Origin of the sequence: Oceanirhabdus sp. W0125-5, from assembly GCF_027938815.1 — a bacterium.
Lineage (GTDB): Bacteria > Bacillota > Clostridia > Clostridiales > Clostridiaceae > Oceanirhabdus.
Genome location: NZ_CP115913.1, coordinates 2,271,103 through 2,297,066 on the forward strand (window position 1 = coordinate 2,271,103; position 25,964 = coordinate 2,297,066).

21 protein-coding genes are annotated in these 25,964 nt (G+C 29.6%); 14 read left to right on the forward strand and 7 right to left on the reverse strand.

Annotated elements, in window-relative coordinates:
- Nucleotides 1-41 precede the first annotated feature (41 nt).
- Together OW730_RS10565 and OW730_RS10570 are read left to right on the forward strand one after the other, a co-directional pair.
- Nucleotides 42-542, forward strand: coding sequence for a sigma-70 family RNA polymerase sigma factor (locus tag OW730_RS10565; protein WP_271228983.1), 501 nt, complete (start codon nucleotides 42-44; stop codon nucleotides 540-542).
- Entirely contained in the window at nucleotides 523-1,860 is a 1,338-nt protein-coding gene (locus tag OW730_RS10570) for a DUF4179 domain-containing protein (RefSeq protein ID WP_271228984.1), read from the forward strand. The genes OW730_RS10565 and OW730_RS10570 overlap by 20 nt, the downstream gene beginning before the upstream one ends.
- A 40-nt stretch (nucleotides 1,861-1,900) precedes the next feature.
- Here OW730_RS10570 and OW730_RS10575 read toward each other — a convergent pair whose 3' ends face one another.
- Nucleotides 1,901-5,131, reverse strand: coding sequence for a DEAD/DEAH box helicase (locus OW730_RS10575; RefSeq protein WP_271228985.1), 3,231 nt, complete (start codon nucleotides 5,129-5,131; stop codon nucleotides 1,901-1,903).
- Between the two features lie 13 nt (nucleotides 5,132-5,144).
- Entirely contained in the window at nucleotides 5,145-6,056 is a 912-nt protein-coding gene (locus OW730_RS10580; protein WP_271228986.1) for an AraC family transcriptional regulator, read from the reverse strand.
- Between the two features lie 188 nt (nucleotides 6,057-6,244).
- Here OW730_RS10580 and OW730_RS10585 point away from each other — a divergent pair, with 188 nt between their 5' ends.
- On the forward strand, nucleotides 6,245-7,915 hold the full coding sequence (locus OW730_RS10585) for a glycoside hydrolase family 13 protein (protein WP_271228987.1): 1,671 nt from the start codon (nucleotides 6,245-6,247) through the stop codon (nucleotides 7,913-7,915).
- A gap of 154 nt (nucleotides 7,916-8,069) precedes the next feature.
- On the opposite strand, the gene OW730_RS10590 is transcribed toward OW730_RS10585, so the two are convergent.
- Nucleotides 8,070-8,651: a flavodoxin family protein gene (locus OW730_RS10590; RefSeq protein WP_271228988.1), complete on the reverse strand. Its 582-nt coding sequence runs from the start codon at nucleotides 8,649-8,651 to the stop codon at nucleotides 8,070-8,072.
- A 230-nt stretch (nucleotides 8,652-8,881) separates the two neighbouring features.
- Here OW730_RS10590 and OW730_RS10595 point away from each other — a divergent pair, with 230 nt between their 5' ends.
- Nucleotides 8,882-10,573: a glycoside hydrolase family 13 protein gene (locus OW730_RS10595; RefSeq protein ID WP_271228989.1), complete on the forward strand. Its 1,692-nt coding sequence runs from the start codon at nucleotides 8,882-8,884 to the stop codon at nucleotides 10,571-10,573.
- A 172-nt stretch (nucleotides 10,574-10,745) separates the two neighbouring features.
- Here the strand turns inward: OW730_RS10595 and OW730_RS10600 are convergent, their stop codons facing one another.
- The 3 genes from OW730_RS10600 to OW730_RS10610 all read right to left on the reverse strand — a co-directional run bounded on the left by OW730_RS10600 (nucleotide 10,746) and on the right by OW730_RS10610 (nucleotide 14,572).
- Entirely contained in the window at nucleotides 10,746-11,666 is a 921-nt protein-coding gene (locus OW730_RS10600; RefSeq protein ID WP_271228990.1) for a DUF2268 domain-containing protein, read from the reverse strand.
- 96 nt (nucleotides 11,667-11,762) lie between these two features.
- Nucleotides 11,763-13,175, reverse strand: coding sequence for a hypothetical protein (locus OW730_RS10605; RefSeq protein ID WP_271228991.1), 1,413 nt, complete (start codon nucleotides 13,173-13,175; stop codon nucleotides 11,763-11,765).
- A 44-nt stretch (nucleotides 13,176-13,219) separates the two neighbouring features.
- Complete coding sequence (locus tag OW730_RS10610; protein WP_271228992.1) at nucleotides 13,220-14,572, reverse strand: YjiH family protein; 1,353 nt, start codon at nucleotides 14,570-14,572, stop codon at nucleotides 13,220-13,222.
- A gap of 362 nt (nucleotides 14,573-14,934) precedes the next feature.
- Here OW730_RS10610 and OW730_RS10615 point away from each other — a divergent pair, with 362 nt between their 5' ends.
- The 7 genes from OW730_RS10615 to OW730_RS10645 all read left to right on the forward strand — a co-directional run bounded on the left by OW730_RS10615 (nucleotide 14,935) and on the right by OW730_RS10645 (nucleotide 22,721).
- Complete coding sequence (locus OW730_RS10615) at nucleotides 14,935-16,914, forward strand: 5'-nucleotidase C-terminal domain-containing protein (protein ID WP_271228993.1); 1,980 nt, start codon at nucleotides 14,935-14,937, stop codon at nucleotides 16,912-16,914.
- 89 nt (nucleotides 16,915-17,003) lie between these two features.
- On the forward strand, nucleotides 17,004-18,155 hold the full coding sequence (locus tag OW730_RS10620; protein ID WP_271228994.1) for a YibE/F family protein: 1,152 nt from the start codon (nucleotides 17,004-17,006) through the stop codon (nucleotides 18,153-18,155).
- A gap of 111 nt (nucleotides 18,156-18,266) precedes the next feature.
- Nucleotides 18,267-18,764, forward strand: a complete 498-nt coding sequence (locus OW730_RS10625; protein WP_271228995.1) for a hypothetical protein — start codon at nucleotides 18,267-18,269, stop codon at nucleotides 18,762-18,764.
- 183 nt (nucleotides 18,765-18,947) lie between these two features.
- Nucleotides 18,948-19,427 carry a PTS sugar transporter subunit IIA gene (locus OW730_RS10630; RefSeq protein ID WP_271228996.1) on the forward strand — a complete coding sequence of 160 codons (480 nt, stop codon included), beginning with the start codon at nucleotides 18,948-18,950 and terminating at the stop codon, nucleotides 19,425-19,427.
- 124 nt (nucleotides 19,428-19,551) lie between these two features.
- Nucleotides 19,552-20,334 (forward strand): ABC transporter ATP-binding protein, encoded by a 783-nt coding sequence (locus OW730_RS10635; RefSeq protein ID WP_271228997.1) that lies wholly within the window; start codon nucleotides 19,552-19,554, stop codon nucleotides 20,332-20,334.
- A 3-nt stretch (nucleotides 20,335-20,337) separates the two neighbouring features.
- Nucleotides 20,338-22,038, forward strand: coding sequence for a hypothetical protein (locus OW730_RS10640; RefSeq protein WP_271228998.1), 1,701 nt, complete (start codon nucleotides 20,338-20,340; stop codon nucleotides 22,036-22,038).
- Nucleotides 22,035-22,721, forward strand: a complete 687-nt coding sequence (locus tag OW730_RS10645) for a leucine-rich repeat domain-containing protein (protein ID WP_271228999.1) — start codon at nucleotides 22,035-22,037, stop codon at nucleotides 22,719-22,721. Before OW730_RS10640 ends, OW730_RS10645 begins: the two co-directional genes overlap by 4 nt.
- Nucleotides 22,722-22,989: 268 nt before the next feature.
- Here OW730_RS10645 and OW730_RS10650 read toward each other — a convergent pair whose 3' ends face one another.
- Nucleotides 22,990-23,688, reverse strand: a complete 699-nt coding sequence (locus tag OW730_RS10650) for a helix-turn-helix domain-containing protein (protein ID WP_271229000.1) — start codon at nucleotides 23,686-23,688, stop codon at nucleotides 22,990-22,992.
- A 116-nt stretch (nucleotides 23,689-23,804) separates the two neighbouring features.
- Here OW730_RS10650 and OW730_RS10655 point away from each other — a divergent pair, with 116 nt between their 5' ends.
- From OW730_RS10655 to trhA, 3 genes are all read left to right on the forward strand, one after another.
- Nucleotides 23,805-24,236 carry a DMT family transporter gene (locus OW730_RS10655; RefSeq protein ID WP_271229001.1) on the forward strand — a complete coding sequence of 144 codons (432 nt, stop codon included), beginning with the start codon at nucleotides 23,805-23,807 and terminating at the stop codon, nucleotides 24,234-24,236.
- A gap of 23 nt (nucleotides 24,237-24,259) precedes the next feature.
- The gene (locus OW730_RS10660) at nucleotides 24,260-24,715 is read left to right on the forward strand and encodes a DMT family transporter (RefSeq protein WP_271229002.1); all 456 of its coding nucleotides are present in this window, start codon (nucleotides 24,260-24,262) and stop codon (nucleotides 24,713-24,715) included.
- Between the two features lie 278 nt (nucleotides 24,716-24,993).
- The gene (gene trhA / locus OW730_RS10665) at nucleotides 24,994-25,659 is read left to right on the forward strand and encodes a PAQR family membrane homeostasis protein TrhA (RefSeq protein WP_271229003.1); all 666 of its coding nucleotides are present in this window, start codon (nucleotides 24,994-24,996) and stop codon (nucleotides 25,657-25,659) included.
- Nucleotides 25,660-25,964: the final 305 nt, after the last annotated feature.

Sequence of the window (25,964 nt, forward strand, 5' to 3'; positions counted from 1 at the left end):
TGATATAAATGCTGCAGTATGGATGAAGGGAGTGAAATAGTATGTGGAAGAAATCTTTTATTGAAGAGATTGAACAGAATAAAGAGATACTTTATAGAATTGCATACAGTTATTTTGGAAATGAACAGGATGCATTGGAAGCTGTTCAAGAAACTGCATATAGGGGATATAAGAATATAAAGAAGTTTAAAAAGATAGAGAATAAAAAAGCATGGCTAGTAAAGGTTCTTATAAATTATTGCAAGAATGAGATGAAGAAAAGGAAAAAAGTCATTATGTTTAGTGAAATCAGAGATGATGATTCTTGTATTGAAGGATTATCAAATGCAGATAAATTATATATTCAAGAATGTGTTCAGAATCTTGACAGCCCATATAAAGAGGTTATTATTCTTAGATACTATCAAGATATGAAGCTAAAAGATATTGGTGAGGTTCTTGAGTGTCCTGAGAATACTGTGAAAACATGGTTGTATAAAGGTATTAAATTACTAGGAAATGTGTTTAAGGAGGGGCTTGAAGATGAAAGAGAATTACAATAATAATATAAAAAGTGCCTTAGATGATATCAAAGTTCCAGATAATATTTCGGCATATATTTCAAAGGGAGTTAGAAAAAGAAGATATCAAAGTGGGGTAGGTAAGGTATGTAAGTCTTTGGTTGCATTTATGATAACGATTGTTACTCTTGGAAACCTATCTCCTACAATAGCAGATGAAATTCAAAAAGTACCGGGTATTGGGGGTATCTTTAAATATTTTCATTGGACTAAATCATTAGAAGTATTAGAGGAAAAGGGATTTATAGAAAATGTTAATGTAAAATGTCAAAATGATAATGTGGAATTTATCGTTAATGGCTATGTAAGTGATGACAAAGGGATTGTTATTTATTATGAAACAAGGAGTAAAAAGGATTATTATATAATAAATAAATATAAGCTTTTAGATGAGAATAATAATTATATCGATGGGTTTAATGGAATACAGGATTCAGGAATAAAAAAAAGTTTTAAGAATGGTGTGTATTATGTAAGTGGATCTATAAAAAAATTTGGTTTCTCTGATGATGATATTAATATCTCTCTTGTGGAAAAACTAAAGTTATCAGTAAATCTTTTTCCATTGAAGAAAAAATATGAAGAGATTACATCACCTTATAATATAAAAAATGTAAATTCATTTAATCTGGAGTTTCCAATAGAACATATACCATTTGAAAAGAGTACAATAGAATTTAATAAAAAAATATATGAAGATGAAAAGTTTAAAATAACTCTTTTAGAATTAGGTATAGGACCTATAAGTAATGAATTTAGGCTTAAGGTTGATAATCTAATGGATGAATCACAGTTCGATCATAATATGGTAGCAATTAACTTTGTATTAAGTGATGGTAAGAGCAAATATAGAACATTGATGATGAAGGCAAATGTGATTGATTATGAGAATGAAGAATCAGAAGTAAATTATATTGTAACAACAGATAGTAATTACTTTAGTGAATCAGAAGAATTATATATAGAATATATTTTTATAACATACTATGAAAGATATGAAGAACCTCTTACAATAAATCTTTCTGAGAGAACAGTATGTGATTCTTATAAAACTATTATTAATTTTGTGGATTTTGAAGAATTAGAAAATGGAGGATGTATTGTTACCTTATCACATGAAGAGGGTATATTTTACTTTGAAGAATTTGGAATAGGAAAATTGGCTTATAATAATTTTTATAAACATGAAAAAAAAGCTAAATTATCTTTTTATCGTAAAGAAAATGTGGAAAAACTTAGATTAAGTGTTTTTAAAGAATTTAAAATTGAAAAAAACAATCTTCGTGTAAAAATCAAATAAAATATTAAAAGCACTTCATAATGAAGTGCTTTTAATATTTTTATCTAAACAGGTCTCTAATATCACTCTCGCTCATAGACTTTAAAATATTATTATCAGAAGCATTTTCCACAATATTATCAAATAATTCCTGCTTCTTCTCTTGGAGTTTTGCTATTTTCTCTTCTATAGTTCCTTTGGTAATAAGTTTTATAACTTCAACTGTTTTAACTTGACCAATTCTATGAGCTCTATCTGTAGCTTGAGATTCTACAGCTGGATTCCACCAAGGGTCAAAATGGATAACAGTATCGGCACCTATAAGGTTAAGTCCAGTACCACCAGCTTTTAATGATATTAGGAACACATCATTTTCCCCTTCATTAAATCTATTAACAAGCTTCAATCTCTCTTCACTAGGTGTTGAGCCATCAAGGTAGAAAGATGATATACCAAGTTCCGTGAATTTATCTCTGATATTTTTCAATATAGATGTAAATTGAGAGAAGATAAGAATTCTGTGATTCTCCTCTAGACTGCTTTCTACAATATCACAAAGAGCAGTTATTTTAGCACTTTCTCCTTTATAATCTTCAATAAAAATTGAAGGGTCACAACATATCTGCCTTAACCTAGTTAGAATAGCTAAAAGTTTGAATTTGCTCTGATTAACTCCTACATCTTTAATTGAAGTATCAAGTTCATTCTTATAATCTTCAACAAATGAAGAATAGAGTTTTTTCTGCTCATCAGTGAGTTCAACTACAAATTCCTGTGTTATTTTAGGTGGAAGCTCATCAATTACATCTAATTTATGTCTTCTTAAGATAAATGGTTTAATAACTGTATTAAGTCTTTTAAGAATATAATCATCTTTTTCTTTTGAAATTGGTGTTTCATATAGATTTTTAAAGTTTGTATATGAGTTTAAATAACCTGGCATTATGAAATCAAATATTGACCATAATTCACTAAGATTATTTTCAATAGGTGTACCAGTTAAGGCAAATTTTACACTTGCACCTATCCTTTTCACTGCCTGGGCGCTCATAGAAGCATGATTTTTAATAAACTGTGCTTCATCTATAAAGAAAGATGAAAAAGTTTTCATTTCTAATTCTTCTATATCAGATCTCATCAATGGATATGATGTTATAACAACATCATAATCATCCAAACAGTCAATTTGAGATAATCTTTTTTTCTTATTTCCTGAAATAACTAAAGTTTTCAATTCCTTTGCAAATCTGTTAAACTCACTCTCCCAGTTGTAAACAAGTGATGTTGGAGCAACAACTAGGGCAGGTGCTTTTACATTATTTTCTTTCTCATGAAGTATAAATGATATTGCTTGAAGTGTTTTACCTAAACCCATCTCGTCCGCTAATATTCCACCTAAACCACATGAGGCGAGTGTGTTAAACCATGAAAATCCTGTTTTCTGATAATCCCTAAGTGTATTAGATAAGGAATCAGGTACTGGAAATTCTTCATTGTTTATGTTGTTAATCTTCATCATAAGTTCTCTATAATTATTATCAAATTTCAAGTCTACAAGTTCATTATCTTCTAGAATGCTTTTCATGGAAATTGCTTTGTATTTTGGAAGTATAAAGCTTTCTCTTTTAAAATCACGTTCATTAATTCCTAAATATTGAAGGTTATTAAAGAAAGCTTGGGTATCTTCATTATCAAGATTTAGGAAACCTCCATCTTTTAACCTGAAATATTTTTTCTTAAAATTAATAGATGAAATTAAGTTTTTAAGTTCTGTAGCCTCAACACCTTCAATATTAAATGAAAATTCTAAAAGATCTTCGTCATTAATACGTACCTGAGAATTAATTCTGGTATTTCCGTAAACCTTCATATTCCTGAAACTATCAGAATAATAGATCTCACAATCTTTCTGAAGAGTATCAAAGCTATTCTTAAGTAATGATAAGATATCATCTTCATTGTCCATAAAAAGTCGTTCATTTTTCATAATTGAAAACCCTATACTTTTAAGAGAATCAATGATATTCTTTTCTTTATTCATATTTCTGAAGATCATACCAATATTCTTCTTTTTACTAAAAGGATTGAAGCTTTCTTCCCCATAAGAGAACTTAATTCTACAACTAACAGAATATCCTTCCTTATCTAAGTAAAGGGAAGTTGATAGTTGAGAGGTATTAATCTCTTCTTTAATATCTTTATGAACTTTAACATCTGTACATAGTTCACTTATAGCAGGGAAAATTACTGAACTTATGCGATTATAATCTTTTTCAGGAACGGTAATTTCATTTTTTTCTTTGAAGTTGTTATAAAAATGCCTAAAGATTCTTATTTGACTATCAGGAGGGCAATAAACATTGCCATCGAAAAGGTAATAACTATGATCAGAAATCAAAGGAATAGGCAAGTCCTCATCATTCTTAATAACAAAATTGTTATTACTTCTATATAACTTAAAACTCAAAGGTAATTTTTCTTTAAAGATAGACATATTATCAATAGTTACATTAAAAAAATCACCATTAAAGGATTTAGTGTGCAAGAGATCAAGTAAGTGTTTAAAGCTTCTTTCATTAATAACAACACTTTTACCACGGACAATCCTATAGTTATATGGAACGCTAATATATTGAGAGTTAATTTCATCCAGTTCAATGAAAAAATCAATAATTGCTCTATCTTCCTTTGTAAATTCCTGAGTGCTTGGATCGTAGTTAAAGAGTTTCCCAAACTCTAAAGGAAGTTTATTTTTAACATTAAATAAGAATTGTGACAAATCTTTTACAACATAGAGTTTTTTCAATCCAACTTTTAAATCAGCTGAAAAAAGAGTTTCATAATTGGTTTTAACAATTTTTAAATTCACCTGAAGAGATAACTTATCTTTATACGTTATTCCATGAAGTTCATTTTCAACAATATCAAGAAATCTTGAAGACTTATCAACAGGGTTTTTAAAAATTGTGAATTTATCTTTATTATTATTAATGTATTTTAAAAGTACTGCAACCATGTGCTTACACATATCACCTGTTGAGTGATGGTACTCACAATCACAGTATAAATGGAGAAATCGTTTTCTTTCATTAAAGGAAATTACAACATCATATAAAGAACCGTAAGAACCCCAAACGGCAGCATCAATATTAACTACATTCATATCATAATTATTCTTTATTAAATCAGATGAAATAAAGGACACATTATTTTTGGAATAGTACTCTGAACCACGATTGTATGTTATACTACGACAGTTATTTATAATATCTTTCTCGGTAAGCTGAATCAATAAATGCACCCCCTTATTTAATATTCAGACTTTTTATATATTCTAAAGGTGAAGTACCTGTTATTTGCTTAAAAAGACGACTAAAATAATAAGGATTATCAATCCCCACAAGATAACCGGCTTCACGTACTTTGCAAGATGTTGTAGCTAAAATTTCCTTTGCCTTATTTATTCTAACCACATTTACGTAATTCTTAATGGTATAACCTGTATTTTTTTTAAAAACTCTATTCATGTAGTCATAATTCAATTCAAATTCTGCTTCTATAAGTTCACTAGTTATTTTACTTAGATACTCTCTATTAAGATAATTTAATAGTGAGTTAGTTAAATAGGAACTCTTTGGACTCTTATAAATTTCAAGATTTTTTTCATCAGAAACAAATTCTTTAATAATTAATAGTAGAACATCTAAAAGCTTAATTGATGAAGTCAATTTATAGTGCTCTAGTTTACTATTATAATAATCAATTGCAGAAGTAAGAACTGAGGATATTTCTGAGAATAATGTTTCATTCTTTATAGTGAAAATCTTAGGGTAATAGGAATTATAGCTTGTTGATATTGATTCACTAAATATATCTGATGACAAGGAGTTAGTTCTTTCTTCTAATAAGTAGTCACAAATATTGTCCTTACTAAGTGAGGATGTAGATAATGAAGAATGTTTAAAATGAATAAAGTAGTATGAACAGCAAGCTTCCTTAAATCCTCTATGAAGTTTATTTGGTTCCAATAAAAAGCAATCCCCAGGAAGAAGGTGATATTTTTTGTTATCTTCCTCAATATACATTTCGCCACTTTCAATTATATATAAAATAAATTCATCTATTGATCTTTCAAAATGCGTCCATGGAAAGTTATATGTTACATGACCGATATATCTGACTTTAGGAATTATATTTAAATCAATTTCAAAAAACATAAAATCACCTCAAAAGTCGGTTTTGTATAAAAAAAGTCAGTTTGATATATTATCAATACATAATATATATTGTATACTTTTTCATAAGTAAGCTCAACTAAAGTTTAGAAATTGTATTATCTCAGTTTATTAACTAAGACAAAAAGAAAACTATTGTAGATTATTTAGTATATATAGGAGGAAACATTATGAAAAAGACATGGTGGAAAGAAGGGGTAGTTTATCAATTATACCCAAGAAGTTTTAAGGACTCAAATGGTGATGGTATAGGTGATATCAGAGGAGTTATTCAAAAGTTAGATTATCTAAAAGAATTAGGAGTTTCGATTGTATGGTTAAATCCAGTATATAAATCTCCTAATGATGATATGGGTTATGATATAAGTGATTATAGAAATATTATGGATGAATTTGGAACAATGGAAGACTTTAATGAACTTCTTGAAGGAATGCATGAAAGAGGAATTAAGCTTGTTATGGACTTAGTTGTAAATCACAGTTCTGATGAACATGAGTGGTTTGTTGAATCAAGAAAGTCAAAAGATAATCCATATAGAGATTATTACATTTGGGGAAAAGGTAAGGATGGTAACCCTCCAAACAACTGGGGATCTGTATTCAGTGGAAGTGCTTGGCAATATGATGAGACAACTGATGAATATTTCCTACATTTGTTCTCAAAAAAGCAACCTGACCTTAACTGGGAAAATGAGAAGGTTAGAAAAGAAGTTTATGATATGATGAAATTCTGGTTTGATAAGGGTGTAGATGGTTTTAGAATGGATGTTATAAACTTTATTAGTAAAGTACCAGGATTACCTGATGGACACGTTTGGCCAGGTGCGTTATATGGAGATTTTGGGGCACATTCATTAAATGGACCTAGAATTCATGAATTCCTTCAGGAAATGAATAAAGAGGTTCTATCAAAGTATGATGTTATGACTGTTGGTGAGTGTCCAGGAGTATCTCCTGATATGGCTAAAGAGTATGTTGGTGAGAACAGAAATGAGATGAATATGTTATTCCAGTTTGAACATATGGGAATAGATACTGATGGACCTAAGTGGAATTATAAACATTGGGAACTTCCTGAATTCAAAACAATAATGACAAAATGGCAAGTAGAATTAGAGGATGATGGATGGAATAGTTTATACCTTAACAATCACGATCAACCTAGAATGGTTTCAAGATTCGGTGATGATAAAAAATATAGAGTTGAATCAGCAAAAATGTTAGCTACAATGCTTCATACTATGAAAGGTACACCATATGTATTCCAAGGAGAAGAGATTGGTATGACAAACGTTAAGTTTGAGGATATAAATGATTATAAAGACCTTGAAATATTAAATGCATATGATGAGCTTGTTAAAGGTGGAATCATGAAGAAAGAAGATTTCATGGCTGGTGTGTACAGAATGGGAAGAGATAATGCAAGAACTCCTATTCAATGGGATAACAGTGAGAATGGTGGATTCACTACAGGAACTCCTTGGTTGAAGGTTAATCCTAATTATGAAGAGATAAATGTGAAAAATGCATTAGGGGATAAGGATTCAATATTCTATTACTATAAAAAGCTTATCTCATTAAGAAAAGATAACGAGGTAATGGTTTATGGTAAGTTTACAGAGTTTGATAAAGATCACTTAAAAGTTTATTGCTATAAGAGAGAGTGGGAAGGGGAAACTCTACTTGTAATTCTGAACTTTAAAGGTGAAGAGGTTAGTTACCACATACCAGAAGAGTTTAAAGGAAGAAATGGAGAAATCTTTATTTCTAACTATAAAGATATTGAAGTAGAAGATGAAATGAAGTTAAGACCATTTGAAGCAGTAGTTATAAAATATTAATAAGATTTGAGGATATATCTCTTTTTTAAAGATGTTTAAAAAACGAACTCAGGCGGACAAACATACGCCTGAGTTTTGTTTTTTCTGCACAACATAACTCTCTTTTTTAAGAAAATGTTGAAAAAGTAATGGGTTAATTTAGACAAAGTTATATTTATGTACATGCATTATAAATATGTACTGCAAATTCTTTTGCTTGCTGAATAACTTCCTCAGTTTCAAAATCACAAATACCATTAATATCTCTAACAGCTAACATTCCCAAATAATCAAGATGTGAATGATTTGAGAAACGCTTTAATGATTCTTCAAACAAATCTGCTCCTTGTTCAATTTCATAGCCACAGGTAGCAATAATAGCACATTTTTTATTTTCTAATAAACCATAATGAGTTTTAGTATTTCCATAGAATTTATTCATACAGAAAAGCCTATCCATAACGATTTTCATTGGTGTTGTACAAAACCAAGAATATATTGGAGTAGCGAAAACTATACAATCAGAATTTAGAATTGCTTTATAAACATTTTCCATATCATCTTTAATTGAGCAACCAGGTATATTTTCTGTACTTTGACAAACAAAGCAGCTTTTACATGGTTGAAGATTTTTATCACTAAGCCATATATACTCAACATTTATTCCTTGAGATTTTAATTGTTCTACAAATGGTCTTGATAACATTTCAGTGTTCCCATTTTTCTTCATACTGCCCATTAAAATACATACATTCATTGTAATCCCCCCCGAAGTAATGTAATCCTAATCAATTACTTAATAAAAGTTAATGCGAATAAAAGCAAATATTACTATATTATAACTATTTTATAGGAATATATCAAATACTATGTAGCCAATACTTTGTACAATATGAATCAAGTTGTGAAGACATGAAAAAAATGATATAATACAATCAATGAAAGCGTTTGCATAAAATTAAATTAATCCGTTTAGGAGGGTATTCAATGAACAGAAGATGGTGGAAAGAAGGGGTAGCATACCAGATTTATGTTAGAAGTTTCAAGGATTCAGATGGAGATGGTATTGGAGATATTAAAGGAATAGTTGAGAAATTAGATTATCTTAAAGATTTAGGTGTTGATATTATATATTTGAACCCAATAAATAAATCTCCTAATGATGATAATGGATATGATATAAGTGATTTTGAAGATATTATGGACGAGTTTGGTACTCTTGAAGATTTCGATTATATGTTAAAAGAAATACATAAAAGAGATATGAAATTTGTTATGGATCTTGTTATTAACCATTCATCAGATGAACATCCATGGTTTGTTGAGGGAAGAAAATCTGATGATAGCAAGTATAGAGATTATTACATTTGGCATAAAGGGAAGGATGGTCAGGTACCTAATAACTGGGGCTCATTCTTTGGAGGTAGTGCATGGGAATATGACGAAGAAGTAGGTGAGTATTATCTACATTTATTCTCTAAAAAGCAGCCAGACCTTAACTGGAAAAATGAAAATTTAAGAAAAGATATTAAAAACATGATTCAATTCTGGATTGACAAAGGTGTTAATGGTTTCAGAATGGATGCTATTAATCATCTTGGAAAGGATGAGAACTTCCCAGATGGAGAGGTTAGAGAAGGTCAAGTTTACGGAGACTTTATTAAATATGTTCAAAATCTACCAGAGGTACATGATTATCTTAAAGAATTAAAGAGCGATGTGTTTAAAGAAGAGCATGTAGTAATTGGAGAGACTGGTGGAATTGGATATCATAATGCTCATGTTTATACTGGAGTTGATAAGAAGGAACTTGATTTTACTTTCCACTTTGATATGCATAGTGTAGGAAGAGGTAAGGAACCATGGGAAACATGTAAGATAGATTTAATTGATGATATAAAGAAAAATATGAGTGGATGGCAGATGAGAGATGAGAGTGAGGGATGGTGTCCTTTATTTTATTCAAATCATGATACAACAAGAACAGTATCAAGACTTGGGAATGATAAAGAATATCACGTTGAATCTGCTAAAATGTTAGCTACATTACCATTAACTCAAAAAGGTACACCTTTTATATATTATGGTGATGAGATTGGAATGACAAATGATAGAACATTCAAATTAGAGGATTATAGGGACATATCCGTATTTAATAGACACAAAGATTTTGTACAATCAGGACTAGTATCAGAAGAAAACTACCTAAAAGGATTACACAATACATCTAGAGATAATTCAAGAACACCAATGCAGTGGGATGACAGTAAGAATTCTGGATTCTCAAGTGGAGAAGCTTGGATTAAAGCAAATGTGAATCATAAAGAAATTAATGTCGAAAAGCAACTTAAAGATGATAATTCTATCTTAAATTATTATAAAAAATTAATTAAGTTAAGAAAAGAAAATTTAGCATTAGTATATGGTGACTTCAAAGAAATAGGAAGAGAGCATGAAGAAATTTACTCATATATACGTGAATTAGATGGAGAGAAGTTCTTAATTATTGTTAATTTCTTTGATGGAGAGCCTAAGATAGAGGATAAAGACCTAGTAACTAATGACTGTGAACTTGTCTTATGGAACTATGAAAGTAGAGTAAAGGATTTTGATCTTCTTAAGGAAGGAATTGTTGAGTTGAGACCTTATGAAGCAAGAGTGTACAGAATAAAAGCGTAATGGAGAATGTAAAATGGATAATGGAGAATGATTGACATTTCTCTCCGAGAAATTTTAATCTTATTGTTCCTTGGATAAAGGGTTATTCTTTGTTCATATAGACTTTCTTTAACAAACAAATTGATAAGATAGTGATTTTAATGGAACCTTTTATTAGGTTCCATTTATCTTTTTAAGCTGACTCTTCATCCCAAAAATCCTCTATTTCCTTAATAATTTCACTTGATGGTGTTAATGTAGCTTCTACAATTGATTTTCCTGTTTTTTTCAGATAGTGCTTAATCATATGATAACCACAAGCATAACCTGCGCAATAGGGAAGTCCTACAGGAAAATAGCCTTGAAGTTGTGCCATTTCATCGCCATAGAGATATGCTGTTATATTCTCAAATCCTGTTGAATATAAGCCTTTTTTAATGATTGGTTTAATATCATTATTTAGAGTTTCTATATCAGTTTTACTTACCCAAGGTCCAATCATATCCTCACCAAACATTGAAGTAGCAAAGTTTTCAGCAAGTCCTTCGCTTATCATCATATCTGCTAATGTGATATTCATATTCCATTTTTCAAATTGCCAACGTATATTATGATTACATTCGTGAGCTAAAGCAACAGGTAGTTTGCTAATAGTGTATTCATTGGGAACAAGAGACACAAACATATATCCAGGTATACCTCCATCTCCACAGTAACCTTCATTCAATGATACATATGGACTTTTGGGGTTGCCAAGTAGAATTGAAAACATATAGTCTTTTACTGGCAATTCATACCCTGCTTTTGTAAAAAGTTCTAAAGAATTTTGAATAGTCTTCTCACAAATTTTCCATAAGCTATCCTTTGAAATTAAATCAATATTTTCTTTTTGGGTTTCATCTACCTCTGATGGTGATAAGAAACCAAGCATGCTGCTTGCCATAACCACATCATAACCACCCTTTTGTTTTGCTTTAATTGGAACATTAATGCACTCCCACTTGAATTTAAATGGTTCCATCATTTCATAACGATAAATGTCATCTCGTTTTTCCTTTGGTGAATTCATCATCTTTTTGTAAATATCATCTGAACGTATTAGTGTAATATTCATGTTATCATCCCCTTTGTAATATGAATATACACTATCACGAAACGTAAGAGTCAATAGATTTTACGTTTGTTTTAAAAAGCACGGTTTCCCGTGCTTTTACTTATATCCTATAAAGTAAGCTAAACAAAGTAGGAGGGAGGTGGCTCCTAACATAAGCAGCTGTAATTTGATCAGCCACTTAAACCAAGTTGAATAGCTTACATTTGATAGACCTAATGAAATTAGAAGTACTGCATTTGTTGGAAAGATTATATTACTAAAGCCATCACCAAATTGAAATGCAAGGATGATTAACTGTTTATCTACACCTATAACTTCTGCAAGTGGTACTAAAAGTGGGATAATAAGAAATGCTTTTGCGCATCCAGAACTAATGAAAAAATTTAGTACAAGTACAATTAAATATATTATAAGTATTGATAAAATTGGTGGAGCTGAATTAATTGCTTTTGAACAATAAAATATAAGTGTGTAAAGTATTCCACCTGTAGTTATGATGTAGTTTATGCTTGAAGCCATTAAGATTAATAGTATGACTGGTAAAAGAGCAAGCATGCCTTTAAATATGATTTTGAGTATATCATGAAAGCTCATGCCAGTTTGATAACAAGTGGTTATTGACGCAGCTAAGATGTTAATAGATATGAGTATCAAAGTGTAGTTTGAAAAACTTTTAATAAAAAATGGTAGTATGATTAATACAAACAGTATCATCATAAAAAATAAGAAGTTTTCTACTGCTTTTTTAAAATTATCATTATTATTAAGAAGAGAATAATCAACTATATTATATGATTCTTTACTTTTTAAATCCTGAAAGTAAACGGGAGAAGAATATTTATCTTTTTCAAGTTTTTTAGAGTAATTTATTAAAAATGTAACTAAAATAAGATAGGTTATTAAGAATATTAATATTCTTAATAAAGCACCCGAAAAAATTGGGACATTAGCTAAAGTTTGAGCAACACCTATTGTAAAAGGATTTAAGACTGCAGATGCAAAACCAAAGCCGCATGATACAAGAGATAATCCTAAACCCATCAAGGTATCCCATCCTAGAGACCAAGAAAGCAATACTATGAAAGGAATAAGAGGAATTATCTCCTCAAAAATTCCTAAGAATGCTCCTAAACTCATAAAGAGAAAGCATAATACGAATATCAAGAGTTTTTTATTTTCACTGAACTTTTCTGATATATTCATTATAAGAAACTGAAGTATCTTTGCTTCTTTTAAAGCTGCGATGGAGCCGCCTACTAAGAGGAGAAAAAATATTATCATTATTATAACAAAAGAATTTCCCTTAACAAGAACTTCAAATGGAGCAAGAACCCAACGCCATACAGGATAGGGTTCTTTTTCTATATATTGAAAAGTATTATTAATATACTTACCTGACGGTATGATTTTAGTTAACATCCCTGAAACTATCATTAAAAATGTAAGTGTAATAATAGCAGATATATAGCTTTTTTTATTTATAAGTTTTGAAGAATGAGTCCAATTCAAATATATCACCTTACAAAATTGCTGTATATTAAATTATATTCATTTTAAAAGATAATATGAGCAACAAGGGCTATTATAGGTAACGATATTAGTGTTCTTTCAATGAATATTATAAATAATTGTTTGAAATTTATTGGAATCTTAGATCCAAGTATTAAACTACCTACCTCTGAAATATATATCAATTGAGTTACTGATAAAGCAGCTATTATGAAGCGCGTCATTTCTGAGCTTATATTTGCAGCAATTATTGATGGTATAAACATATCAGCAAATCCTACAAGTATAGTTTGAGAAGCTGCTGCTGCTTCCGGTATAGAAAGAAGATTTAGTAGAGGAATAAATGGTAATCCAAGTATTTTAAATACAGGAGTATATTCTGCAATTATTAATGCAATAGTACCCATTGACATAACTACAGGAAGTATTCCTAACCACATATCAATAACATTTTCTAAACCGCTTTTAAAGAAGTATTTAATACCTTTATAATTTTCTGCTGTTGCCAAAGCTTTGTTAAAACCTTGGTTTATAGTAAGGTTATTTTTTGATTCTGATTTTTCATTATGATTATCAATTAAATAAGTATCATCTATTTTACTTAGAGGTGGTATTCTAGGCACTATTATAGCAGTAATTACACCACATAATATTACAGTTCCATAATAAGGTATAAATAAGTGGGATAATCCTACTTGAGATATTACTACTAAAGAAAATGTAATAGAAACTGCAGAAAAAGTAGTGGAGATTACCGCAGCTTCACGCTTTGAATAGAATCCATCCTCATATTGTTTGCTTGTTAAAAGTACACCGATAGTTCCATCGCCTAACCATGAAGCTAAGCAATCTATAGATGCTCGCCCAGGTAAAGTAAAGATTGGTCTCATTATCTTTGTCATAAGAGCACCACATAAATCCATTAATCCAAAATCTAAAAGTAATGGAAGGAGCATACCTGCTAATAAAAATATACAAAATAAAGTTGGCATTAATCCTGATAATAATAATCCACCAGTATTCTCAGATATAATTGCAGTAGGACCTACTTCTGTAAATACTAAAATTGAGAATATAGCACCAATAATTCTCATGGATGTCCAAAATGGAGATACATTAAGTAGTTTGCATAAATATTCATTATTGGATATGAAATTGAGCTTAAATAGCTTATATATAACAGTAAAAATTGCAGATATAGTTATTAAAGCAGTGATTAATGCAGGGAGTGAACTACTTAAAATATCCTGCAGCATATTAGATATAAGAGCTACTGGAATGGATACCCCGTCTGCTGTTTTAATTGGTGTAGTAAATAGCGCTATACCAATTAGAGAGGGAATTATGAATTTTAAAATTGATAAAAAATTATATTTATTGTTCTTTAGTTTATTCATTAAGAAATCATCCTTTCGTAAATTTCAGTTTGTCTTTAAAGTGCATAAATAATATTATAATGAATAATTATGCAAAAAACAAGGGTGAAAATTTGCATATGAAATTTTTTATACATATTAAATAAATTAACAATATTTTAAGAAATAAATGCTAATATAGAAATGTTTTAGAAAACTTTTAGTAATATTTTGTTAATAGTTCTTTAATAAAATAAATAAATGTGTTATATTATTAGAGGCAAAAAAAGCCAAAATAGATTTATTTAGAAAAAATTCGTCATTTAGTTTTGACGAATTATTTTTTGTAGTTGTCTATTATGGCTAAGCCAGTTTAACAGATATATTATTTGGAGGTACAAAAGATGCTAAAGTTAAACAAAAGTAAAATTTCAGCAATACTTATGACGCTTATGTTTTTAGTTACAGCTACAAGTTTTGTAAGTTGTTCTACTGAGAAAAATTCAGCAGAAGTAAAAAATGAAGTAAAAGATGTAACAAAGAAAGAAGAAGTGAAATCAGAAGACGGTGTAGTTGAGGTTCAAATCTTAGCAACATCAGATGTTCACGGTAGATTTATGCCTTATGATTATGCAGTTAATGCTTCATACACTAAGGGAAGTTTAACTCAAGTTTTAACAGCAGTAAATGAATTAAGAGAAAAAAATCCTAATACAATTCTTGTTGATAATGGTGATACAATTCAAGATAACTCATCGGCATTATTCTTAAATGATGAGATTCACCCAATGATTTTAGCAATGAATAAAATGGGATTTGATGTTTGGTCAATTGGTAACCATGAATTTAACTATGGTGTTCCAGCTCTGAAAAAGGTTATTGAGCAATTTGAAGGAGAAACACTTGGTGGTAATGTGTACAATCCTGACGGAGAAAGAATAGCTAAACCTTATACAATAATTGAAAGAGCAGGAGTTAAAGTTGGTATAATAGGAATGGTTACACCTAATATAGTTAACTGGGATGCTGCTAACCTTAAAGGTTACACAGTAACAAATCCTATTGAAGAAACTAGAAAAGTAATTGATGAAATAAAAGATAAAGTTGACGTATTAATAGCAGTAAACCACATGGGAGAAGAGAGTCAATATGGAATTGAAGGTTCAGGAGCTATTGACATAGCTAAGAATTTCCCAGAATTAACAGCTATCGTAACAGGACATGCACATAGCAAAATTGTTGGTGATTACTATTATGATGGGAAAGTTTATTCATCTGATGAAGCAACTGATGAAGTTAAGAGAAATGGTGTTCTAATGATAGAGCCTTACAAATATGCTAATGCTTTAGGACAAATTACAATTAAGTTCACAAAAGAAGATGGAAAATACATAATTAAAGATAAAGCAACAGATGTTAATTCAGCGTTATACTACATGTATGATAGTAAAGATAAAGAAGTAGATTATGATTCGGATAAAGAATTAGAAAAAGCTCTTGACTCATACAACCAAAGAGCAATTGATGATGCAAACATGTTAATTGGTGAATTAAAAGAAGGAAATCTTGTAGCTGAGAATGAAATCAAAGATATTCCAAGAGCTCAATTAGAGCCTACTTCAGCTATTCAATTAGTTAATGATGTTCAAATGTTCTTTGGTAAGCAGATTGCTGGAAAAGACATTGATGTTTCAGCTGCAGCATTATTCAGAGCAGATCAAAATGTAATGGCAGGACCAATCAAGAAGAGTGATCTTGCATTAATTTACAAGTACGATAATACTCTATATGTATTAGAGATGACAGGTAAACAGTTAAAGCAGTACATGGAGTGGTCAGCTCAATATTATAACACATACAAAGAAGGAGATTTAACAATCTCATTTGATCAGAATGTAAGATTCTACAACTACGATATGTTTGATGGTGTAACATATAATGTTGATGTAACAAAAGAAGCTGGTAACAGAATAGTTAACTTAAAGAAAAATGGTGAAGAAGTAAAAGATGAGGATGTTCTTTTAGTTGCAGTAAACAACTACAGAGCTAACTCTCATTTATTAAAGCATGGTGTAGTATTCCAAGAAGGAGATGAGCTTCCAAAGAAAGTTGGAGGATCAGACGACTTAAAGTATGGTCTTGGAGATGGAAGAATCAGAGATCTTATAGGAAAATACATTGTTGAAGAAAAGAATGGAGTAATAACTCCAGAAGTTGAAATGAACTGGTCAATTATCGGAAACAACTGGGATGAGGAAATGAGAGCTAAAGCTGTTGAGTTAATCAACGAAGGCAAGATTGTAATTCCTAGATCAGAAGATGGAAGAACTCCTAATGTTGCTCCTGTAACAGTTGATCATGTTAAAGAATTATTAGAAAAATAAATAATATAGGTTATAGTAATTAACTTTTTAATGAGGCTGTTCAGTTGAACAGCCTCATACTAATTAAACATTAAATAGGTGATATTTGTATGAAGAAGAAAAAAATACTTGAGGTATGTTTGGTTATAATTATTTTAATTTTAGGGTTGAGTTTCTTCACATCATTAAATAGTAAACTGCCAGAAGTTGATAATAAGAGTATGGAAGATACGTATAATTTGGCTAAGGCAAAAGTCTTAAAAATTCATTATGATGATTTAGATGTGAAAGAGAAACCAGATGGTTATGAGAAGTATCTAAGAAAGCAAGAGATGGATATTGAGATATTAGATGGAATTCATAAAGGGGAAAAGTTTAAAATTAGAAATACTATTCAAATAATAGAAGTATATTATATTGTTGTTAAAGAAGGAGAAAAGATTATCGTAAATATGACTGAAGATCAGTATGGGGAAGTTACAAGCATTCATATATATGAAAGAGCTAGAGAAAACTATGCGTACTTATTAATTGGCTTATTCGTGATTTCAATACTTCTTGTAGGTAGACTTAAAGGGATAAATGCCATAGTTTCACTTGTGATAACTGGAATAGTAATTATCAAAGGATTGCTTCCTTCCATATTAAAAGGGTATAATCCTGTGATAATGACATTAATTAGTTGTGGAATAATCATTTCATGTTCTTTGATATTATTAATCGGAATAAATAGAAAATCTATTACAGCAGCACTTTCAACACTAGGGGGAGTTACAATAGCAGGCGTTATTGCTATGATTGTTGGAAAATCAGCATATGTAACTGGACTAGCTGGTGAACACGCTCAAACTATTGCTTTCACTTATAAGGATCTTAATTTAGATTTCAGAGGTATACTATTTTCTGGAATAATAATAGGTGCATTAGGGGCTGTAATGGATGTATGTATATCGATCACCTCATCCCTTTATGAAATGATGGATATAAAGAGTGATATAACTCCAAAACAATTGATGAAGTCTGGGATGAATATAGGAAAAGATATTATTGGAACTATGTCAAACACACTAATTTTAGCTTATGTAGGGGGAGCAATACAATTAATACTATTATTGATGGTACTTAACACAAGTTACACTCAAATTATTAATCTTGATATGATGATGTCTGAAATAGTTACAGCTCTAGCTGGAAGTATAGGGTTAGTGTGGTCAGTTCCATTAACAATTTTATTAGTTATATTATTTAGAGAAAAGAAGTAAGACATGCTTAAGGGGTTTAACATATATTAAATATATTGTATAATTAGTAATATTAACGATAATATATACATAATAGGTTAATTATGTAATGTGTTTAGGGGGATAAATATTGTGAAAAAGAAATTGAAATTTGTATTGATAGGTGTGTTAATTTTAAGTGCCATAAATTTAGCATTAGTTTTACGAAGAGATTTCCTGCTTAATGATCATAATAGGATATATAATAAAAATAAGGTGATTGCTGAACACACCAATGATTGCAGTATTAATGGGGAAGTAGAAAAAGAAACAATTGATAATACATTAAATATAAAGATAAATCTTAAAGGTGCTTATAGAATTGGGAAATACGATGCTTTAGAAGATGAGACTTTGACAGTAATATGTGATACTAAATCCAGTGAGGGAAAATTTAAAGTAGTTTTAATTACTCCAGATAATAAGGTTATTACTTTACTTGAACATGAAAATGATCAAGTAGACTGTTTAGTAAGTGAGATAAAAATCCTAAAGGGAGAAAATAGAATTAAACTTATAGGGAAAGACAATGCATATATTGATCTTAGCATAGATATAAGCAACAGGGAATTTTGGAAAAATAATTATTAAATTATAGAAAACATTTCATAAGTTAATTATGAGATGTTTTTTATTATATTAATAAATAAAAAGTACAAGAAGGTAGGTTGAAAGAAATAGGGGCTACTGGTATAATGAAGCACGGTGATAATAACCTACAGATTATATATAGAATATATTATTCTTATATAAATATAGGAAAGGTGAGATCATATGTTTAATTTATTTAAAAAGAATAAAACACTTAATGTAAAAGCTCCTATGAAAGGAGAATACATTAATATTAATGAAACTCCTGACCATGTTTTCTCAAATAAAATGTTAGGTGATGGTATTGCAATTAAGCCAAAAGAAGAGGTGGTTCACTCGCCAGTTGAAGGAACGATTGAAATGATTTTTCATACAAATCATGCTGTGGGTTTGAAAACTAAAGAGGGAATAGAGATACTAATTCATATAGGTATTGATACAGTTGAACTTGGAGGAGAAGGCTTTCATAGAATAACAAAAGAAGGGGATATTGTTAAAGTTGGAGATCCTTTAATTAAATTTGATAGAAGGCTAATAAAAGAAAAAGGTAAATCTGATGTTGTTGTTATGGTTGTAACCAAAGGAATGGAAATAAAGAAACTTAAAACTAACTTAGGAACTAAAAAGATAGGTGAAGATGTAATAGAAATTATTTATGAGTAAAAAAGCATATGCCCATGAGAGAAGAATCTCGTGGGTTATTGTTTTTTATTTAAAAAAAACAATATTTAGTATATAATGGAATAAAGTTTAGAAGAATTATATTACATTGTTGGAGGAGATAATTATGAAAGGGGAACCAATTATTTCAATAAAAGACTTGGTTAAGAATTATGGAAATAATAATGTTTTAAAAGGGATTAATCTTGAAGTGCATAGAGGGGAGATCATAGGATATATAGGTCCTAATGGAGCTGGTAAAAGTACAACAGTAAAAATTATGTTAGGGCTTGTTAAAGAATTTGATGGAGAAGTAAAGATATTTGGCCAGGATATTAAAAATGGATCTGTTGAGTATAAGAAAAAAATTGGGTACGTTCCAGAAGTACCAGATATATATGATAACTTGACTGCAAAAGAATATAGTGAATTTATTGGTGTTGTATATGGAATGGACAAGAAAGAAGTTGAAGAAAAGACATTGAAGTTAATGGGTGTATTCGGTATAGATGATGCTTATAATTCAAGGATAGAATCATACTCAAAGGGAATGAAACAGAAATTTCTCATAGCCTGCAGTATGATACATGACCCTGATATTCTATTTCTAGATGAGCCTATAAGTGGATTAGATGCAAATAGTGTTATGGTTTTTAAAGAGGTATTAACAAAACTTGCATCTATGGGGAAAACTGTATTTTATTCTTCTCATATTATGGATGTTGTTGAGAAAATAAGTAATAGAATCGTTCTTTTAAATGATGGAAAAGTAGCTGCTGATGGGACTTTTGAAGAGTTAAAGAAAGCTAATCATGAGGAATCTCTTGAAAACATATTTACTGATATTACTGGTGTGAATGATCACAGTAGTAAGGCTGAAGAGTTTGTTACTGCAGTAAAGGGGGAGTAATTCATGAAGAATTTTATGAGTTTAAGGATACTAGATAAATTCAAGTGGATATTTATCAAAATGGGTGTTAATTATGAGGTTATGAGGAAGATACTTCAAATAAAATTAACGCTTGATACTAGAAGACAAACTGTACAGAGTAGTATGCAAAATAAAAAAAATGAAAATAAAGAGAGGAATTATTTCGCCGCGTCACTTGTGGGTTATTTGATAACAGGAATCTTTATAGCGCTAGTTATGGTTTCTCCACTTCCGTTGATGTATAGATATAGTGTTTGTCTTGGTATAACAATTTTTATGATAGCAATGAGTATGATATCAGATTTTTCAACGGTATTATTGGATCTCAAGGAAAAGCAGCTTCTTGGAAGTAAACCTATAAATGACAAGACAGTAAATGCAGCTAGATTTATTCATATATTTATTTATTTGTCAATGATAACAGTAGTTTTTGCAGGTCCAATGACTATTGTGAGCTTCTTTAAAGATGGAGTTGTAGTGGGCTTAATATTTATTTTAGATCTAATAATTGCAGATATAGCAATTATATTGTTTACTGGGCTATTTTATTTTGTATTTCTTAGATTCTTTAGTGGAGAGAAGTTAAAGGATATAATTAATTATGTTCAGATAGTTATGAGTATCACCGTTGTTATAGGCTATCAGTTTTTAGGAAGAGTTTTTGAATTTGTGGATACAGAGGTTTTATTTAGTTTCAAATGGTGGCAGTTCTTCTTGCCTAGTATAGTCTTTTCAGCTCCAATAAATATAGTATCTGGAGGAGAGGTTAACTCAATAAGTATATTTTTCTCTATATGGACATTGATTTTGCCAATAATCGCAGTTGTTATATACTCTAAGATACTTGTACCTCATTTTGAAAATAGTTTATATAAAATGACTACAATTGAAAATAAAAAAGAGAAAAAAATAAAAACAAGTAAGAAAAACAGTAGTGGATTGGTAGCAAGAATTTTCTGCAGAGACTCTCAAGAAAGAGCAGTTTTTGAGTTTACGACAAACATGTTTAGGAGGGATAGGAAATTTAAACAATCAATCTATCCTTCAATGGCAATGGCGTTTATTTTTCCATTCATATTCATGTTAAATAGCTTGAGAGGTGTTGGAATACAAGCGTTTCTAGCTAATTTCTATGAAAATTCAAGACATCTTATGGGGTATGTTGGAATAATGATGATGACTCCAATGGTGGTTATGTTATCCTATAGCGAAAAATATAAGGGTGCATGGATATATGATGTATTGCCTATTCAAAATAAGAATATTGTTAAAAAAGGAGCATTTAAAAGCTTTATAGTAAAATTCTTCTACACAATATTTTTAGCATATACAGTGGTTTTTACTGCAATAGGGGGAGTAAAGGTTCTTCCAGATATGTTTGGAATGTTCATGGCTCTAAATGCAATCAGTTTATTCTGTTACAGAAAATTATTTGAAGATATGCCTTTCTCAAATGGATATACCACTAATAATGCAAAGAGTTTCGGAAATACTTTAACAAAAATGTTATTAGTAGGAGTAATAATGGGAGTGCATTATTTGTCTAAGAAAATTCCTTATGGGAACGGAATATTTATTATTGCTATTGGTGTATTAACTGTTGTTTACTGGTTTATGGTTTTTGGGACAAGAGAAAACAAGAGAGAAGAAGATAATAATGGACAATGGAGGATGGAGAATTGAGAAAATTTTTAGTACTGGTGTTAATGATATTTTTAGTGGGCTGTAGTAGTAATCAAGATAATCAAATAACTGAAAATCAAAATTTAAAGGATAATATAATAACATTTACAGATAAAAAGTTAGAAGAAGTAATAAGAGAAAGTATAAATAAACCTACTGAGGATATTTTGAAAAGTGATGTTGAGAAAATAACTGAATTGGATGCAAGTCAAAAAGGAATTAAAGATATTTCAGGTATAGAAAATTTAACTAATTTAACTAAATTAGAGTTATCCAACAATCAAATAACAGACTTAGAGCCTTTAAAAAATCTAAATGACTTAACTGTATTAGTATTAATAAAAAATGAAATAAGTGATATAGAGCCATTAAGTAATTTAAGTAAGTTAACTGAATTATGGTTATCTTTTAATAAAATAGTTAATATAGAACCAGTTAGCGATTTAAGTGAATTAACTAGATTGTGGATAAATGATAACCAAATAAGCAATATAGAGCCCTTAAGTAATCTAACTAATTTAAATAAGATTGATTTATATAATAATCAAATAACTGACATAGAGCCTTTAAAAAATTTAACAAACTTAACTGAATTATGGTTGCGTGGAAATGAAATAACTGATTATTCACCGGTAAAGTCTTATTTTGATAATTTAAAAGGTAGAGATTTCAGATTGCCTTAATGTGAGATGAAACATAATTAATTAAGAAATAATAAATGGATATTAGATATAGTCAAAGATAAAATTATAGTAGAATAACATAAAAAACTTGTACATTCATCTTAAGCAAAGGTGAGTAAAATGTGCAAGTTTTTTATATTTAAAATACAATGTTTCATTCAATATGAAACGAGTAACAAAGTTATTGTCCAAGGAGCGATACATTTTAAATTTCTCGAAGAGAAATGTCAATCATTCTCAATTCTACATTCTCAATTCTCCATTTCTTTTATATATAAATGTCTCCAGCTAGTTCAGATAGTGCTTCATAGTCTTCAACAACAATTGCTTTTCCGGATCTAGATAATATCCCTTTTTCGCAGAGTTTACTTATAGTCCTTGCAAGGTGTCGATAGCTGGTACCTAAAAGATCGGCGATATCAGATAACTTTGAAGTCTGAATATCAATTGATCTAGTTTTATTTTTATTATAAGATGATGAGATTGCAATTAAGTAACTGGCAAGACGACTTTCTAATGAATACAGAAGATTAATAGAATGCGTTGTAGAAGCTGTTATTAGTTTTCTAGAAAGACTTTTACAAATCTCATGCCAAAAAATTGGATCATTGTTACAATACTCTTTGATTATTTTAACTGGAATGCTTACACAATGGATTTCATCAATGCATTGTAAATTGCAATCATATAAGGTGTTATTTGCAATTTCTAGATCTCCAATTAAAGTTAATGGAGAGCCAAAACCTAGTAAAAGTGATTTCCCATTTCTAAGGAAAATAGAGATTTTACACTTGCCTTTTACTAAAAATTGAAGGTAATCAAAGGGTTCTCCTGTTAAACATAAAAAGTCCCCAGTATTATATTTATGTAATACGAAATGTTCCATCATATCATTTGAAAAGAATTTATCTATTGAATATTTACTCACATACTCTTTAATTAATCGTTTATCATTGATAATATTCATTAAATCACCTAATTATAATTATTTTTTAAAAACATGACATATGTCATATTATACACTTAATTTATATGTTAGTCTAATGATGAAGAAGAGATGACAGGAAAATAAAGGAGGCATTTATGAAGCAGAAGTATTACTCTTATTCCATTATTATTGGAATTTTAATTTCCATTATGATTACTTTTAATGGTATTCTTTCATCAAAATTAGGAAATAGCCAAGCGATATTATTCATTCATATTATAGGGATAATAACTATTGTAACTTTTATGAAGATAAAAAAGACAAAGTTGAATTCAATAAAAAACGTACCTAAATATTTGCTTTTTCCAGGAATGATAGGCGTTGTAATGGTAACTATGAATAATTTAACAGTTAACAATATAGGGTTATCATTAACAGTAGCTTGTGGAGTATTTGGACAAATGCTTTTTTCATCAATTGTAGATCATTTTGGTTTGTTTGGTAATGAGGTCTATAAATTCAATAAGAATCAGGTTTTAGGATATTCAGTTATTATGCTAGGAATATTTGTTATGGTGGTTCTTTAGAGATTATGAAAGGGGTGATATGAATGTATATTATTTTAGCGATTATTGCAGGAATATTAACGGTTTTCTCGGTTTCTATGAATGCGCAGTTAGGTGAAAAAGTTGGTGTTGCACAAGGTGTGTTAATCAATTTTACTTCAGGATTTATACTTATTTCTGTGGTTCTTGGACTAGGTATATCAATGGATATTGTAGAGTTTGTTTCCTTAAAAGGAGTTCCGGTATATGCATTCTTTGGTGGCATAGTAGGAGTAGGAATAACAGGGTTATGTAATATAGTACTTCCTAAAATACCAGTATTAGTTGCAACAATTCTTATGTTTGTGGGACAACTGGTTTGTGGAATAATTATGGATATAGTATTCTATGACACATTCTCATTAGGAAAATGTTTAGGTGGAATATTGATTGCTTTTGGTATATATCTTGTTGCTAAAAAAGATGTATCCCAAGACGCTAATAAGGTGATAACTTCATAATATAAATATTTAAGATACAAATGAAAAAACTCTGCCCTAACAGAGTAATGTGAATATTAAATGATTTTTTCCATTATAGAGCAATATAGCATTGCTCTATTTTCCTTTTTAATATATATAAAATTCATCCGAACCTTTTTATGGAAAATTATTGAAGAAGGGATAAGAGAGTGATATCATATAAGAAGGACCTTATGATTTTTAGCAAATGTTTGAGATATTATTAAATTTTTAGGGAATATTTAATGTATAGGTGAATTTCTAAAGGAGGGGATTTGATGAATAATAACAATCAGAATTTATTAACAAACAAATACTCAATAAAAGAAGAAATTGCAAACAGTATAACACATGGAATTGGTATTGTTTTTAGTCTTATATGTACAGCTATTTTACTTGTTTATGCATTTTGGGCAAAAAATATAAATTCAATTGTTGGATTTGCTGTTTACGGGATTTGTTCAACAACTTCATATGTAACATCTACACTTTATCATAGTTGTAGGATTGAAGAGATAAAGAAGGTTTTAAGGGTACTTGATCATTCGGCAATATATTTATTTATTGCTGGAACATATACTCCAATAGCACTTCTAAGTTTAAATGGATGGCATAAGTATTTATTATTGTTTACAGTTTGGGTTTTAGCGGCTGTTGGTGTAAGTATAAAGCTATTAAGTAAGAAAGATATGGAAAAGTTCAAAAAAATATCATTATTTTTATATGTGGCTATGGGATGGTTGGTTGTTTTTGCATTAAGACCATTATTAGATGCAATAGATTTTAAGTTCTTCTTATGGTTACTAGCAGGAGGAATATCCTATACAGTAGGAGTAGTATTCTATGTAAACAAGAAAATTCCTTTCAACCATGCTATATGGCATCTCTTTGTTCTAGGGGGAAGTATATTCCAGTTTATCGGAATATTTTTATACTTAAAATAAAAGGACAGTTTAACTGTGTTTTTGTATTGTTAAATTAAGAATAGAAAAATATTGAAAAAGTTATTATAAAATGGTAAAATGAAATAAAAGTATTATTATAAAATGTGGTGAAGGAGGAAAATTATGTGTAAATTTTCTTGTGATGTACCAGCTATGGGTTACGGAATCAGCTCCGAATATTAATTAACAAAATTTAATTCGGTGAGTTTTATGCGGAGCTAAATGCCTTTCAAGTAGCCGAGCTGGGAAATCAGTAATTAGTAAACAATAAACAATAAACAATATAATTGAAGATGTTTAATTAA

What these genes read in the sequence shown, in the direction of transcription:
- OW730_RS10565 (WP_271228983.1), top strand. Translation starts at nt 42, where the DNA reads ATGTGGAAGAAATCTTTTATTGAAGAGATTGAACAGAATAAAGAGATA.
- OW730_RS10570 (WP_271228984.1), top strand. Translation starts at nt 523, where the DNA reads ATGAAAGAGAATTACAATAATAATATAAAAAGTGCCTTAGATGATATC.
- OW730_RS10580 (WP_271228986.1), bottom strand. Translation starts at nt 6,056, where the DNA reads ATGTTTTTTGAAATTGATTTAAATATAATTCCTAAAGTCAGATATATC.
- OW730_RS10585 (WP_271228987.1), top strand. Translation starts at nt 6,245, where the DNA reads ATGAAAAAGACATGGTGGAAAGAAGGGGTAGTTTATCAATTATACCCA.
- OW730_RS10590 (WP_271228988.1), bottom strand. Translation starts at nt 8,651, where the DNA reads ATGAATGTATGTATTTTAATGGGCAGTATGAAGAAAAATGGGAACACT.
- OW730_RS10595 (WP_271228989.1), top strand. Translation starts at nt 8,882, where the DNA reads ATGAACAGAAGATGGTGGAAAGAAGGGGTAGCATACCAGATTTATGTT.
- OW730_RS10600 (WP_271228990.1), bottom strand. Translation starts at nt 11,666, where the DNA reads ATGAATATTACACTAATACGTTCAGATGATATTTACAAAAAGATGATG.
- OW730_RS10610 (WP_271228992.1), bottom strand. Translation starts at nt 14,572, where the DNA reads ATGAATAAACTAAAGAACAATAAATATAATTTTTTATCAATTTTAAAA.
- OW730_RS10615 (WP_271228993.1), top strand. Translation starts at nt 14,935, where the DNA reads ATGCTAAAGTTAAACAAAAGTAAAATTTCAGCAATACTTATGACGCTT.
- OW730_RS10620 (WP_271228994.1), top strand. Translation starts at nt 17,004, where the DNA reads ATGAAGAAGAAAAAAATACTTGAGGTATGTTTGGTTATAATTATTTTA.
- OW730_RS10630 (WP_271228996.1), top strand. Translation starts at nt 18,948, where the DNA reads ATGTTTAATTTATTTAAAAAGAATAAAACACTTAATGTAAAAGCTCCT.
- OW730_RS10635 (WP_271228997.1), top strand. Translation starts at nt 19,552, where the DNA reads ATGAAAGGGGAACCAATTATTTCAATAAAAGACTTGGTTAAGAATTAT.
- OW730_RS10640 (WP_271228998.1), top strand. Translation starts at nt 20,338, where the DNA reads ATGAAGAATTTTATGAGTTTAAGGATACTAGATAAATTCAAGTGGATA.
- OW730_RS10650 (WP_271229000.1), bottom strand. Translation starts at nt 23,688, where the DNA reads ATGAATATTATCAATGATAAACGATTAATTAAAGAGTATGTGAGTAAA.
- OW730_RS10655 (WP_271229001.1), top strand. Translation starts at nt 23,805, where the DNA reads ATGAAGCAGAAGTATTACTCTTATTCCATTATTATTGGAATTTTAATT.
- OW730_RS10660 (WP_271229002.1), top strand. Translation starts at nt 24,260, where the DNA reads ATGTATATTATTTTAGCGATTATTGCAGGAATATTAACGGTTTTCTCG.
- trhA (WP_271229003.1), top strand. Translation starts at nt 24,994, where the DNA reads ATGAATAATAACAATCAGAATTTATTAACAAACAAATACTCAATAAAA.